This is a genomic window from Dehalobacter sp. DCM, from assembly GCF_024972775.1.
Lineage (GTDB): Bacteria > Bacillota > Desulfitobacteriia > Desulfitobacteriales > Syntrophobotulaceae > Dehalobacter.
This window is the reverse complement of sequence record NZ_CP092282.1, coordinates 1392112-1407761: the sequence shown is the minus strand read 5'-3', so window position 1 is coordinate 1407761 and position 15650 is coordinate 1392112. Positions and strand designations below refer to the sequence as shown.

Genomic DNA, 15650 nt, shown 5'->3' with positions numbered 1-15650 from the left:
TACCTTTATTTTTTTCTACACATCCAGACCAAGAATTTTATTGATGATCTCTTCGATTGTATCCATGCTCATCCGCGAATCGTCGAAAGGCTTCCGTCGCATTCTGTGCGGTAAAACATAGGCAGCCGCCTCTCTTAATTCCTCTTTAGTCACGCTGTCTTGGCCATAAAAAGCAGCAATCGTCATGGCCGCCTTGATCATGACAATATCGGCCCGATGCCCGTCCACTCCGAGAGCGATCGATATTTTCGCAGCCATTTCTAAAAGTTCGTCTTTAAAGCTTACCCGGGGAAGCAGTGCTATTGCCTTTTGAATTTTCGCGGTCAACTCCGACTGCTGCCGGTCAAATGAACGGCCAAAGGCTTCCGGATCCTTTTCGTAAGCCAGCCTTCTTTTAATGACCTCTACTCTTTTGGGGGTGTCATTTTCCCCGGCGACATCGACCACAAGTCCGAAACGATCCAACAGTTGGGGTCTTAAGTCCCCTTCTTCCGGATTCATAGTTCCAACCAAGGTAAATCTGGCCGGATGAGAAAAGGAGATGCCTTCTCTTTCAATCGTGTTGATTCCCATTGCTGCCGAATCAAGCAGGATATCCACTACATGGTCGTCGAGCAGATTGACTTCATCGACATAAAGAATATTTCGGTTGGCTTGGGCCAGAATACCCGGCTCGAACTTTTTTTCCCCTTTTTTAATGGCATGCTCAATGTCAAGCGTGCCGACAACCCGGTCTTCCGTGGCGCTTACCGGCAGATCGATAACTTTCATTTTGGAGGTGATTTGCTTCAGCGTTTTTTGGCTGTTCAATTTTTCCGCGCATTCGCCGCAGGCTTTATCCGGCTGCAGCGGATCACAGGAAAATTGACAGCCTTCTACCTGCGAGCGTTCCGGCAGCATATCGGCCAGGGCGCGGACAGCCGTTGATTTTGCTGTTCCTTTTTCGCCGCGGATTAAGACCCCGCCTAAAAAAGGATTAATGACATTCAGTATTAATGCCAGTTTCATCTTTTCCTGACCGACAATTGCCGTAAAAGGATACTGTATGATCTCGTTATTCATTCATTTTCTCCTCATTTAATACATATTGATCGATTTGCAAATTCTACTAACATACAAATACAGAAGCTTTGCTCGGGCTGGTCTTCGTAATGATAGCCGCTTTCGGCAGATTGCGCCCTCCATGGCGCAAACAGCCGCGCTGCGCAATCCGTGCTCCGCTTGACGCTGGCTATTCATTACGAAGACTAGTCTGGGGTTAGTGTAAGCCTTTTTGTTAATGCTACTTTGGAATCGATCTACTAGATCGATAATGACACTGCCGCGACAAGATTCTGCGCCCGAAGGTCCTCAATAATAAAGCTGTCTGCATTCATACTCTTGGCAATCCTCTCCGTCAGGTTCAATTTGATAAAGCTCTGATCGGTGTCAATGACGACTGCTTTGATTTTTTCCGCCCCGATTCTTTGGGCCGCGGCAAGGGCTTCCTCAAACGCATCCAAGCCGCTTTCACTGTAGGTTGCCCTGCCGTCCGAGACTAAAACAATCACCGGAAGCGTATCTTTGTCTTTTATTGTCGCTGCTTTCACGATTTCATACGCCAGATTGAGCCCCGCAGCCAACGGTGTCCTGCCGCCGGTAGGAAGGGCCGCCAGCTTTTTTTCCGCCAATTCCACACTGCGGGTAATGCCCAAAAGAAGTTCCGCCGAATGGTTTTTAAAGGCAATCATCCCGACCTTATCTCTTTTCTGATAAGCATCATTGAGCAGCGAGAGAATTGCCCCCTTCACCGCTGCCATTCTTTTGTTCGCCCCCATGGAACCGCTGGCATCCACGACAAAGACAATAGTATTTCCTGTCCGCTTCTCGCGTATCTTTACCCGGATATCCGACTTCTCGACTGCTACCGCTCTGCCGTTTTTTTCTCTGAAAACCTGGTACGGGGCTGCTGCTCGCAGAGTGGCATCAAAAGCAAGATCATCCATCCCGTCTTTGCCCGGATAACGGTAGCGCACATACCTTCCCTGCTGTGATGATGTTTTGACCAGGCTTCGTTTGCCGCTTCCCTTCCGGATGGTATTGCTGCCGGCATCGGAAAGCCACCGGGAAACAATAAACGATTCTCCAGGAAGATCCAAAGTCTCAGCTTGCCCTTCGGCACCTTCCTGTTCTTCATCTGTTTCCTGATCATCTTGGCTTTGCTCGTCAGAAGACGGACTATCCTCCTGTCCTTTAGACGGTGGATCGTTATCGGTTTGATTCTGCCGTTCCTTCTGTTCTTCCCCGGAATCAGCCGGATCCCGCTGTTGATCCGGACTCTGGCTTTGCTCCATGTCCTGATCCTGTTCCTGATCCTGGCCCGGGTTCTCTGCTTGCGTCTGGTCCTGTTCTTCCTGCTCCGGCTGAGGATACGGCGGCTGTTCCTGTTTTTCTCTTGTCCGGTGGGGCAGGGCATATTGCGCGGCCTCTTTAATGTCCGAAATATTCAGGGCGATACGGGAATCCATCGCGGCAATCGCTTTAGCCGTTTCCACAATCACCAATTCCGCCCGATGACCGGCACAGTTTCCTTCCCTGGCGATGGCGGCAGCCAGCTGCATGGCATTCGCCGTTACTTCAACCCGGTTGATGGCCGCTTTGGCCCGCCGGATGTCGCAACGCAACTGTTCGCTTTCTTCCCGCCACTTTGCACAAAATGCCGCCGGATCCTTTTCATATTCCACCCGCCGCCGGATGATCTCCGCCCTGATTCGGGTATCCTTCTCTCCGCTGACTTCGACATACAGTCCGAAACGGTCTAAAAACTGCGGACGCAGGCCCCCTTCTTCCGGATTCATACTGCCTACCAGAATAAAGCGGGAAGCATGCTTGTGCGAAATCCCTTCCCTTTCAAAGATATTCATCCCGGATGATGCCGATTCGAGGAGGGTTTTTACGATATGGTCACTTAACAGATTGACTTCATCCACATAAAGAATATTACCATGGGCGTGGTGCAAAATACCGGCTTCAAAACGTTTCTCCCCGTATTTCACAGCATGTTCAAAGTTGATATTGCCGCATAACCTGTCCTCGGTCACGTTAAGAGGCAATTCCACCAAGCGGATATCCGGGGCTATGTGGCTGATTCCCCTTACCAGCGTGGATTTCGCCGTCCCCTTCTCGCCGCTGATCAGCACGCCGCCGATCAGGGGATTAACCATATTCCAAATCAAGACTTTTTTCACGGCATCCTGCCCGACAACCGCGGCAAAGGGATAAACTTGAGTCAATCATTTCATCTCCTATCTACTGATCTTACTTAAACAACTTTTATCAGTCTGCATGTCACAGTTCCATTTTTTAACATCTATCCCAGTTCCTCCAGGCTGCCTTCCATCTCCAGGTAGATTTTTTTCAATTTCTCCACACTTTCTTCCGGGGCATGCCACATTCCCCGCTGATTGGCTTCCAGCAAACGCTCGGCAACATTATGCAGCGCCCAGGGGTTGACTTCCCGCATCCAGTCCGCCGTTTCCTGATCAAAGGCGTAGCGCCGGGCAATACAATCATACATCCAGTCATCAATCACATTGGTCGTCGCGTCCCAGCCAAAGGTAATATCCACCATGGCCGAAATTTGCTTTGCCCCGCGGTAACCGTGCTTTTTCAGGCCCTCGATCCACTTGGGATTATTGACCCGGGCCCGCATGACCCTTGATGCTTCCTCATGCAGGGACAACGTCTCAATATGGTCGGTATCGGAGGTGCTCGGGACATAAGCCGGCTTTTGGGAACCGCTGTGCGTCGTTATCGCCGCCACCATGCCGCCGAAATAATTATAAAAATCATCGCTGTCCAGCATATCAAATTCCCTTGTGGACTCATTTTTCACCGCGACATGGACTTTTTTCATTCTGAGCGCGAACACTTCCGGAAGCTTTTCCCCGTGGAGTTTCTTGCCGTAAGCATGACAGCCCCAGGTAGTATAGACTTTGCCCAGATCCGTGACATCCTGCCATTTTTTACTCTCCACCACATTCTTGGTGCCGGCGCCGTAGGCTCCCGGCGCGTCGCCGAAGACCCTGATCAGAGAATATTCACAGGCCTGCTCCATCGTGATTCCTTGGGCGACCAGTTCGGCGACTTCTTCCCGAACATGTTTTTTGATAAAATTCTGTTCTTCCGGTTCGTCAAGGGAGGCGACCAGATTCACCGCATCCTCCACCCGTTCGATTAAGTTGGGGAAGGCGTCCCGGAACAATCCGGTGATTCTTAACGTCACGTCAATGCGCGGCCGTCCCAGTTCTTCCAGAGGAATGGCTTCGATCCCGATGACCCGGTCCGTATTGCCCAGCCAGACGGGCCTTACCCCCAGTAAATAGTAGGTATCAGCGATATCATCCCCGTACGTCCGCATGGCTTCGGTGGCATAGACTAAGATCGAAACACTTTCCGGGTATTTCCCCTCATCCCGAAGATACCGTTCCAACAGCTGGTTCGCTAAGGTCTGGCCAATTTCCCAAGATGACCGCGAGGGCATGGCACCCGGATCAACAGAGTAAAAATTACGGCCGGTCGGAAGGATGCGGGCATTGCCTCTGCTTGGCGCCCCGGAAGGACCCGGGGGCACAAACTTTCCGTTGACACCCCCGATAAATCGATCCAGTTCATCGGTAATCCGCAGCACCCGCGGCTTAATAAAGGAACAGACAAAGTTCAGGCATTCTTTTAACCTTTGCGTGTCGCTCACGATTCTGAAACTGTTGTTTGAATCCTTCGGGACTTTTTGGCTGCTTTCCAGCTTCGCCTTGAACTGTTCAACAATTCCCTCCACGGCCTGAAGCTCATAATAGTGTTTTTCCAGTTCCAAAAAGATGTCTCTGCCGGTTTCGTCCGCTTCCGCCAGTAGGATTCCGTAGGATTTGCCGTCTGCCGTCGGTGTCGCCGGCGCTGCTAAGAGCGCTTCAAAATCAAGTCCCAGCAGATCACAGACGCCTTCCCGCAGGGAAGGGATATCCCCGTTTCTGTTGCGCACCAGCATCTTCAGCATATTCCGGAACCGGTCCTCTTCCGGAACCATGCCGAAAATATGAAACCCGTCATAAATATCACAGGCCTGGACCTTGCTGACCCAGGAATGCATCTTCTTAATACAGCCGTCAATATCTGCTTCTAGCATCTCCGGGGTAAGACCGATATCGTTGTTGAGATTGATCTTAACCGCCAGATCGCGGATCTGATTATGAATAACCGGCAGTTTTTTCGGATCGGCGCTCTGGATATGATAATACTGCTTCATCAGCTCGTCGACTTCCGCCAGTTCATCATAAACCCCGCTTTCCATCATCGAAGGAACCATATGATCCAGGATGGTGGCATACGTCCTTCTTTTGGCCTGGGTTCCCTCACCGGGAGCATTGATAATGTAAGCATACAAATGCGGAACCGTGCCGATGCAGATATCGCTGTAGCAATCCTTGGACAGCCCGACTTCCTTACCGGGCAGCCATTCAATGGTGCCATGGGTACCCACGTGGATAATGACATCCGCTTGAAATATCTTTTCCACCCAGTTGTAAACGCCAATATACTGATGCGGGCACGGAATATCCGTGCTGTGGTACATCTCTTCCGCCTTTTCTTCAAACGCTCGCGGCGGCTGCAGCCCGATAAAAACATTGCCGTTCAGAATGCCCGGAACCAGCAATTGATCCTCCACCGCCATAAAATCCCCTACCGGTTCCCCCCAGTATTTGACCAGATTCTCCTGCAGCCGGGGAATAAATTGATCATACCATTGTCCGTACTGTTCTTTGCTGACGGTATCGATACTCTTTGCCAGCATGGTTTCCGGGGAGGACCACCGACCGTCGTTAGTCAGTCCCGCGGTGATCCGGTCAATGATTACTTTGCCGTCGGTAAAATGATAATCCGTCTTAATGCCGCAGTCTTCCAGCCGACTGATCATCCGCTGCAAGGATACCGGGGTATCAAGGCCGGCAGCGCCGCCGATGTTGTCATTGCGGGGCGGATTATTATGCAGGATAATCGCGATTTTTTTCTCGGCATTATGCTTGTATCGCAGTTTGGCCCAATTAATCGCCAGCGTGACAATACTTTCCACCCGCTCGGCGATTGGCCGCGCTTCTTTTTTGGGCCCTAGCGCTGTTTCTGTTGTTTCCGTGGTCGCGAAGGGAAACGTGATAACCTGTCCGTCAAATTCCGGCTGAAAGACGCTCCAGCTTAAAGAAAGCCCATCCAACCCTTTGACGGAGTTATTCCATTCCTCATAGGATTGCAGGGTCGTCATAGCCTGAAAAACCGGAACCTGCAAAAGCTCGAAGATACTTGTATCCCTGGGCTTGGATCCGTCACCGGGGTCAGCCAGGATGGTCAGGCTGAAAGCAGTGGTGTTAATGATGGAATCCACCAGCGGTTTTCCCTCGGACAGCATACAACGTTCCAGAGCGGCCCGTATTCCCTCGCAGCCTAGGTCTTGGTCCGGAAGCATATCGGAATAAACGCACAAAGGAACAGCTCCCTGCCTGCGGATTTCACGAATCAAGGCATCAATATGGCCCAAATTATTCTTTTGAATCAGCATTACGTTGATAATGATCCCGATTGTTGGCGGCCCGCTTTTTTTCACCCGGGTCAGATAAGCGTCTTCGTCTACCGTCTGGAGATCGGGATCGTAGATCCCGCTCCATTTCGGGCAAACGGCCTCATCCCAGGGAACTCCTGATCCGGCGTACTGATTGCCCAGCCATTTGATCAGATTGGCAATATTTTTCACCCCGCCGGACTGATAGTACCGATAGATGGTCTTGAAATCCTCCGGCAGGATGCTGCAATCCGGAAAGACTTCCGATATCTCTTCTTCAATGGTGGTATGAACAAAGAGACGCTGTCTTTGCTTGAGGTCTGAAAAGAGATTCAGGAAGCTTTTGAAAAAGGATAAGGACCCGTGAATTTTTATCAGGACAAAATCCGCGTTACGGCTCGCCTCCAAGCAGGCGGCATAGTGCTCCCTGTCGTTGTCAAGTTCCGTTGTATTAAACAGATGAATCTGAAATTGTCCGGGGTATTGGCTATCCAATTCCGACTGCGCTTCTTTAAACGTCAAAAAAGGCTCCGTCGGTGTCAGGATGACAACAATAGTGACCATGGAACTCCTCTTTCTCTTTCATAAATTAGTTGATCATTAAAGTGAGTGAATAATTTCTTATAGTCAAGAATCCCTAGTTCCATTCGTTTGCATTGCCGTTGTCGTCCCGAGGCAGACTGTGGTGACATATGAATCCAGCATCGCTTGAACCAATCCTTTTTTATCTGCCTTTGTCCAGGCGGTCCATGCCGGTGTCGTCTCCAAGTGTTCGGCTAGCTTCTGCAATATCATTTTTCCGGAAAACACGGCTTCCTTTACAGAAAGCAATCCCCAAGACAATTGATCCAGCAAATGGACATATAGCGACGTTAAAGAAACGATTTCTTCCTGAGAATCCAGCACATGGATACGGTCGATCCCATCGGCCAGACTCAGTCCGTTACAGACCTCACGGCACTTGGCGCCAAAGCTTTTTTCACTGATCCCGTACCGTTTCAGTCTGGCCAGCATACTGTGCTGGCTCTCTCTGGTAAGACCCATATGTTTCCCCAGGGATTCCCTGACTACATCCATAACCAGCCGGCCGATCAGTTCTCCCAGTTTGCCGTGCTTCCCGGCATACGTTAAGGTATTATCCGATTCCGCATCGGCAATGATCATGACATTGTCTGTTCCTGATCCGGTGGCAATTCCGGATGAATACAAACTTCCGGCCAACAGTTCCTGTAAGACGGCGGTTTTGGCTTCGGTGGCTGTAACCATGCTGCGCGCCAGGCAGCCCGGCGTCATATCGGCGTTGACAAAGACCATAATATTGATGGTTCCCGGCCGGAGACTGATGCTTTGGCCCCGTTTTTCATAACTTGTGGCAGGCTCGCCCACCCGTCCGCCGTTGACTTCCAAACTGGCTGTGGCAATGGCGGTAACAGTTAGTTCATCGTAGGTTTCCGTTTTAAACGCCGCGCTGTCCATAGAGACAATGGTTGCCATATAGGCAACGGTGTCGTAATCCAGCCCCAGATCATCAATAATAAACCGCTTTATCTTTTCTTCCTGTCCTGGTTTGCAATGCTCGCATTCCCTACCGGGACCCGGATTGACATCATGGTTATACACTGCCGTTAAATCTTCCCTGTAGCCCCCGTTATGCATGGAAGTACTCATCACCTTGCGTTTCCCCGTGAAAGGTACCACCAAGCAGCGGTTGTATTTGTAGACTATATCTCCCGTGGGGAGTTTACAGATTATCATAATAAGCCCTCATCTCCTTTCCGTGCTTTTTTGCTTTGCAATACATTTACTGATTTCCACCCCATTTCGGCAAGAGCGGATAATTGTCCCCCACTTGCCGTAGCGACTTCCTGCTTGCTCCCCGGCGACAAGAGAAAACACAGTTTTTCTCATTTTAACTGCCTCAATAATCAGATCCAGATTCCGATGATTGATGGTTCCAACCGGGAATCCCGTGTCAACCACATAGTCCACGGTACGAATGATTTCCATGGCTTGTTGGTATTTTTCTTCACTGATAAGGTTAAAGGCTTCTTCGTGAATAATCTCGCAGCCTAAAGCCATGCCGATATGGATATCAATATCATTGCTGTGCAGCACGCCGCAACACATTCCGTATCCCGCCCGGGAAAGAGCCCGATAGATGCCTGCACCTGTTCCGTTTCCGCCGGCAATGAAAATTTCAGGGTTCTTGGGGCTGGAAAATTCCAGGCTTCCCAGCAATTCATTGTATTGTGCTCCTTCAATCTCATACAGCGCTTGAATCGTTCCGTCCTTAATGATCTCCTCCGGCGAGCCTTGAGCTGCGATTTTCCCATCCTGGATCAACAGGATAGTCTCGCAGCCTTTAATGGCCAGATCAATGTCATGGAGTGATAAGACCACCGTTATGCCTTTCTCCAGGCATAACCTGCGCAGGATACTGATGACTTCCACTTTGTGCTTGACGTCCAGATGGCTTGTTGGCTCATCAAGAATGATCAGCTCCGGCTGCTGAATCAGAGCGCGGGCAATCATTACTTTCTGTTTTTCGCCGTCACTGAGTTCCGTATAATACCTGTCCTGCAAGTGAACGGCATTCACTGCCTGCAGGGCGTCCTGGACAATCGCTCTGTCTTCTTCTGTCAGTTTCCCGATCAGATTGGTATGCGGGAAGCGTCCCATTGAAGCAATTTCAAAAACCGTAAGCAGTCCCAGTGACACTTGCTCAGTCAGAACTACAGCTAACTTTTTAGCCAACTCGGTTTTTTTGATATTTTTTAAATCACTGCCGTTAATGTATACCGTGCCTTTTACAGGCGCGAGCAGTCCGGCCAGTGTCCTTAGGATCGTAGATTTTCCGGCTCCGTTAGGACCGAGCAAACAAATAAGCTGTCCCTTGATGCCACGGAGGTCAACCTTCTCCACGATTACCTTCTTTTCATAGCCGACATCCATATTCTCCGCAAGAATCACATTACTCACAGTTCACTCCCCTTTCTCAGCAGCAGATAAACAACAATCGGCGCGCCAATCAAAGACGTGATCGCACTTAGCGGCAACTCCGTCGGCGCCAGCAGCATCCGCGCTCCCAAGTCACAAATCCCGGTCATTAAGGCGCCCGCAAGAATGACACCCGGAAGCAAGATTCGGTTATCCGATGTACCGAAAGAAATTCTGACCATATGCGGAACCGCCAAACCCACAAAGGAAACCGGACCCGCAAACGCCGTGATCACCGCGGTCAGCACGCTGGAAATAAGGATAACCAGCATGCGGAAACGTTTGATATTTAAGCCCATGGATAACGCGTATTTTTCTCCAAAAAGCATGGCGTTAAGGGGTTTGCAGATGAGCAACGACAGCAGCAGGAACGGAATGCTGATCAGATACAAGCATTTTACCTGCATCCAGGAAAACCCGGAAAAGCTGCCCAGCGTCCACATCATAAACACGTGGATATTTTCTTTATCAGCAAACGCTGTCAGCATGCTGGTCATCGCGCTGCAGACAAACCCCGCCATCAACCCGATAATCAGAAGGGTGGTAATATTTTTTACTTTTTTAGCGGCGAAGACAACAACAAGCATCACCACCATCGCGCCCAGAAAAGCGCCGGCGAACAGAAACATTGGGGTAATTTCTTTTACGCCAAAGGAGTATCCTCCCAGGAACACAAGTCCTACAAACAAACTGGCGCCTGAGGAAATTCCCAGGACATAAGGTTCGACAATCGGGTTCCTAAAGAAGATTTGCAGCAAAAGCCCCGCCACCGCCAGGCAGGCTCCGCCGGCAAGGGTGGCCAAGGCTCTTGGCAGACGAATATTCATGACGATGGACGCGTCGGTGCTGCTGCCTGTTTCCTGTCCCGTCAAGATCTTAACAACATGATCCAAGCTGATATTGACAGAACCCACTGAAACATTGAAGAGAAATACGATTGTCGCCAACAGCGCCAGGATAATAATGAATAATAAATGCTTTTGGACTCTTTGTTTCTGCTGATCCATTTATACTCTCCCAGGTATTAATATTTACCGGATATTCACGCTAATAATCCGAACCAATCCAAGAAAACAAATCCGTTTATGTGCAGTCCTCGATATTCCCCTCAATCTCCATATAAATAGCGCGCAGCTTTTCGAGGCTTACTTCCTTAGCTTTCCACATGCCTCTTTGCTGGGCTTCCAGCAATCGCTCGACCATATTTTGAACCGCCCATAAATTCACACTCGCGATCCAATCTTTTCTTTCTTCATTGAACAAGTAATTCTCGCAGATTTTTTCATACATCCAATCCTCAATGATGTCCGAGGTCGCATCCCAGCCAAAAACAAAATCGACCATGCCCGATATTTCCTGAGCGCCTTTGTAACCGTGCGCCCGGAGTCCGTCAAACCATTTCGGGTTAAGTATTCTGGAACGCATGATCTTTGCCGACTGTTCCCGTACGTCACTCAGTTTTACCCTGGACGGATCACTGCTGTCGCCGCAATACGATTTCGGTTTTAGACCGGAGTGCGTCCTGACGGCTGCAATCAATCCGCCATGATAATTATAAAAGTCGTCACTTTCCAGCATATCAATTTCCATGGACGATTCATTTTTTACCGTGACCTGTGCCAAAGACAACCGTCGGGCAAACACTTCCGTTACTTTTTTACCGTGCATTTTTCTGCCATAAGCATAGCCGCCCCAGAAAGTATAGTTATTGCCGAGATCGGTGACATCCTTCCAGTTTTTGCTGTTGATTAGCTGTTCTACACCCGCACCGTACGTTCCCGGGGGATCGCTGAAAATCCGCAGACCGGCTTCTTCCCTGGCAGCTTCCAAACTCATACCCCGTGCAGTCAATTCCGTAACTTCCTGCATGACATTGCGGCGAATATAATTTTCTTCTTCCTTTTCGTCCAGTCCGGCTGCCAAGGTGACCGCCTCTTCCACCAAATTCACCAAATTTGGAAAAGTATCGCGGAATAATCCGGAAATCCGCAGGGTGACATCGATTCTCGGCCGTTTAAGCTCATCCGACGGAATCGGTTCAAGTCCGATTACTTTATCGGAGCTGTCCAGCCATTTAGGCTGTATCCCCATCAAGTACAGAATCTCAGCAATATCGTCACCGCAAGTTTTCATGGTTTCCCCCGCATAAACAACAATAACCACCGTTTCCGGGTATTTTTCTTCATCCTGCAGATAGCGCTCAATCAGCCTGTCTCCCAGCTGTTTCCCCACCTGCCAGGAAGCGCGGGTCGGAACGGACATCGGGTCAATGGCATAAAAATTTCTGCCGGTGGGAAGGATATTGACATTTCCCCTGGTTGGGGACCCTCCTCCACCCGGAGGCACAAAGCGGCCATGAATACCCGCCAGCAAATATATAATCTCTTCCTTCGTTTTTTGCAGTTTGGGCAGGACGACCTCAAGAATAAACGCCAAGACTGTCTTCAACGGTTCCAGGTCTCTCTCGAATGGACCAAGCTCAGATTCTGACAGAATCTGCAGGCTTTTTTCCTGATCAAAGCCGCTTTCCAAATAGCAGCGGATGATATCCCGGCTGATGTCTTCCAACTCGTCAAAACGCATCAAATTGGTCTTGCCGGTATGATCCGTGAAATGAGGATTATTCTTTAAATCATCATAAGCGTACCCGCAGGCTGAACACGCCGCTTCTGTCAACGAAACCACCTTGCCGTTGGGCAGTCTCAGCAGGGCGCAAACCATATGAACCAATTTTTCATGTTCCGGTGCCTTGCCTAGAATATGCAGTCCATCCTTAATCAGGGTATTTTTGATCTCTTCCAGCCAATTGTGCAATAAGGCGAGGAATGGTTCGAAATCGGCGTTTATGTCTTCGGGGTTGACGTTCAAGTCGGTATGATAGTCGTTTTTGACAACGGACTCTATGATGGCGTTCCGGATAATACTGACTTTGCCGCTGTCTGTCTGTTTGGCCTGGTAATACTGTTTGACCAGATCGTCAAGTGCTTCCATCGCGTCATAGGTCCCACTGCGCATCAATGCCGGAATCAGGTGGTCGAGGATCACCGCGTTGGATCTTCTTTTGGCTTGGATGCCTTCTCCCAACACGGTGATGCTGTAAGGGTACAGATGCGGCAGGTCCCGAATCGCAACATCGGGATAACAGCGCTGCGACAGACCGATTTCCTTCCCAGGCAGCCACTCCAGGGTACCGTGCGTCCCGACATGCACCACCGCATCAGCCTGAAAATCATTTCTCAGCCACTCATAGTAGGCAATATATTGGTGAGGCGGTACAATATCCGTGCTGTGATAGACTTCATCCGCCTTTTCCTCGTATCCCCGGGGGGGTTGAAGGCCGATAAACAGATTGCCGTTGATGATTCCCGGGACGGGGAGCTGATCTTCATGCACCATGTATTCTCCGGGCGGCTTGCCCCAATCCCGCACCAGCTGTTCTTTTACCGTTGCGGGGAATTCTGCAAACCAGTTTCTATATGTCTCCCCTGTGATGATACTTTTACTTCTTGCCAGCGCCTTTTCCGCCGAGAGCCAACGGGTATCATTGCTGACTGCCGCAATAATCCTGCCGATAATGTCATCCCCGTCTGCAAAATCGTAGCTTGTTCGGATTCCTTCTGTTTTCAGGGCCTCGATCATCAGAAATACACTTTGCGGGGTATCCAGCCCAAAGGCGCAGCCGATCATATCATTGCGGGGCGGCATATTATGGAACAAAATCGCGATTTTTTTATCCTGAATCGGCTTGTTCCTCAGCTTGGCCCAATTCATGGCCAGACGGCAGATCTGATCCACTCTGTCCGGAATCGGCTTGCGCAAGATTCTTTCCCCGATTTCATCCCGGATATATTCACTATAAGCATAAGTCACAGTGATAATCTGACCGTCAAATTCAGGATAGTAAACGCAAATGGGAAAGGACATCATGTCAATCCCCCGGAGATTGTCCAGCCAATTCTCATAAGTTTGATACGTCGCCATTGCCTGAATCACCGGCACATTGAGTTCCTCAAAAATACTATGTTCTACCATTGCCGTACCGTTTCCCGGATTGGCCATAATGCTTTGAGAGTACCCGAGCGTGTTGATCACGGCATCAACCTGACAGACACCCTCCTTTAGCAGCACCTCCCGGATCACCCATCGAAAGCCTTGGCATCCCATGACCGGATCCGGCGCCGAGGTCGAAAACACCGCCAGCGGATAACCGCCTAATTTTTCAACTTGGGCAATTAAGGCGTCAATATGGGCCAAATCGTGTTCATGCTTGTACTTGCTGTAAAACAGAATGGCAATGACCGGTTTGCCGGAACTGTTAGCATTTTCCAAGGCGGAGGCAACGTCAATGTCCTCCTGGCGCGGATCATAGACCCCTTCCCAGACCATGGGCATGGGAGGCGCGTAATCAACTGCCACCCCGCCATACCGGGAAGCTAAATATTTGAACAGATTAACGCCGTTCTCTCTGTTTGCCGATAGAATATACCGTAAAATTTCCAGATATTCCCCATGGGATATCCCTGTTCTGGCAAGCAGGAGCCGGTTTTCGTCTTCGAGCCCGGTATGGATAAAAAATTTCTTTTTATTTTCAAACCGGCAGATCACCGCTTCAAAGCTTTGAAAATGCGTGATCCCGCCATGCATCAGAATCAGGACCAATTCTGCTTCTTCAAGCTGCTGCATTGCCGCTTCGGCGGTCGCTGGGTCCGTATCCATCTTAAAACTGTCGACAAATTGAATGTGGATATCTTTTCGTTCCTCTTCAATCTGTTTTTTTGCTTCTTTCAGTTTGTAAGAGGAATCCATCGGGGACATAATAAAAACGATCTTAAACATCCGGACCTCCCGCGCTGATTCTGGCTATCACGTCCGTGAAATTCGCCAGCATTCCGGTTATTGTCTCCTCAGCGGACTGCCAGGAAAAAGTATATTCCACGTCAAGCTGATACTTTTGTTTTATTCTCTCCACAAGATATCTGCCTTCCTGGGCAGCACGTCCGGGAGTAATCAACTCCCAGTCCATTTGATCCAGCAGGTGGACATACAGTGAGGTAAGAGCGACAAGCTCCTCTTCGCGATCTACACTTTCCAATTGTTGAATGAAAACAGGCTTGGCCAGTGTTTTTTCTCCTAAGACGCCATGTTTGTTCCAGATACCATCTTCCGTTATGCCAAACCGTTTCAAGCGTCTCAGCATACTATGCTGGCTCTTTGGAGACAAACCGGTCTGCAAAAACAACGCCTCTTTGACAGCCGGTTTCACAGCCAGGCCGATTAGCTCACCTAATTTGCTGTGCTTGCCCGCGTAAGTCAGTTTTAAATCTGATTGGCTGTTGGCGATGATAATCGTCCCGTCAGTCCCTGAGCCGGTTGCTAACCCCCGGGAATAGCTGCTTCCCGCCATCAGTTCCTGCAGTGCTGCCGTTTTGGCTTCTGTGCAGGTTACCAGAGCGCGGGCCAACGTACCCGGCAGTAGATCCGCATCAATATCCAGAATGATATTGATCGTGCCTTCCTTGGTCATAACGGTTTTCCCCCGGGCTTCGTGGTAAGATGCGGGATCTCCGACTCTCCCGCCGTTTACTTCCACACCCCCGGTAACAATGGCGGTCACCGTCAGGTTTTCATAAGAAACCGCTTTGATTGCAACATTGTCCATCGACGCGGCTGTGGATATGCCCGTGGCCGTAGCCGGATCGAGTCCGATCTCCGTGGCGAGCAGCTTCAGATCGTTCAAGTAGGAATCGGTCCTGAGCGAACAGGAAATTCCTGCTCCTGGGTTTGAATCATGGTTAAAGGCTGATAGAAGATTTTCGCGGTAGCCTCCATTTAAAGGCGACGTGCTTAAGACCTTTCGGCTATTCTTAAACGGAATAACAATGCTCTTTTGATACCGGTGAACTTCATCCCCTGTCGGCAACATATGAATTTTCAATTATTTCCTCTCCCTTTATCGATTCCGGCTTTTAATCCAGCATGGATCGTGCTTTTTCGACTTTCATACAGATGGTGAATATTATAATTCGTCTGAATAAAGCCTTGTTAAAAACAAGGCTTTATTCACGAA

8 protein-coding genes are annotated in these 15650 nt (G+C 49.7%); all 8 read right to left on the bottom strand.

Going from position 1 to position 15650, the window contains the following annotated elements; all coding sequences use genetic code 11:
• Positions 1-15: 15 nt before the first annotated feature.
• Positions 16-1062, bottom strand: coding sequence for an ATP-binding protein (locus LPY66_RS06660; RefSeq protein WP_337987310.1), 1047 nt, complete (start codon positions 1060-1062; stop codon positions 16-18).
• Positions 1063-1301: 239 nt separating this feature from the next.
• Positions 1302-3272, bottom strand: coding sequence for a VWA domain-containing protein (locus LPY66_RS06655; protein WP_337987309.1), 1971 nt, complete (start codon positions 3270-3272; stop codon positions 1302-1304).
• Positions 3273-3349: 77 nt separating this feature from the next.
• Positions 3350-7150 (bottom strand): cobaltochelatase subunit CobN, encoded by a 3801-nt coding sequence (cobN, locus tag LPY66_RS06650; RefSeq protein WP_337987308.1) that lies wholly within the window; start codon positions 7148-7150, stop codon positions 3350-3352.
• 63 nt (positions 7151-7213) lie between these two features.
• Entirely contained in the window at positions 7214-8341 is a 1128-nt protein-coding gene (locus LPY66_RS06645) for an adenosylcobinamide amidohydrolase (RefSeq protein ID WP_337987307.1), read from the bottom strand.
• Between the two features lie 9 nt (positions 8342-8350).
• Positions 8351-9565 (bottom strand): ABC transporter ATP-binding protein, encoded by a 1215-nt coding sequence (locus tag LPY66_RS06640; protein WP_337987306.1) that lies wholly within the window; start codon positions 9563-9565, stop codon positions 8351-8353.
• Entirely contained in the window at positions 9562-10590 is a 1029-nt protein-coding gene (locus LPY66_RS06635) for a FecCD family ABC transporter permease (RefSeq protein ID WP_337987305.1), read from the bottom strand. The genes LPY66_RS06640 and LPY66_RS06635 overlap by 4 nt, the downstream gene beginning before the upstream one ends.
• A 76-nt stretch (positions 10591-10666) precedes the next feature.
• A complete protein-coding gene (gene cobN, locus LPY66_RS06630) occupies positions 10667-14419 on the bottom strand; it encodes a cobaltochelatase subunit CobN (protein WP_337987304.1) in 3753 nt (1250 codons plus the stop codon).
• Positions 14412-15518, bottom strand: a complete 1107-nt coding sequence (locus LPY66_RS06625) for an adenosylcobinamide amidohydrolase (RefSeq protein ID WP_337987303.1) — start codon at positions 15516-15518, stop codon at positions 14412-14414. Before LPY66_RS06625 ends, cobN (LPY66_RS06630) begins: the two co-directional genes overlap by 8 nt.
• Between the last annotated feature and the right edge of the window lie 132 nt (positions 15519-15650).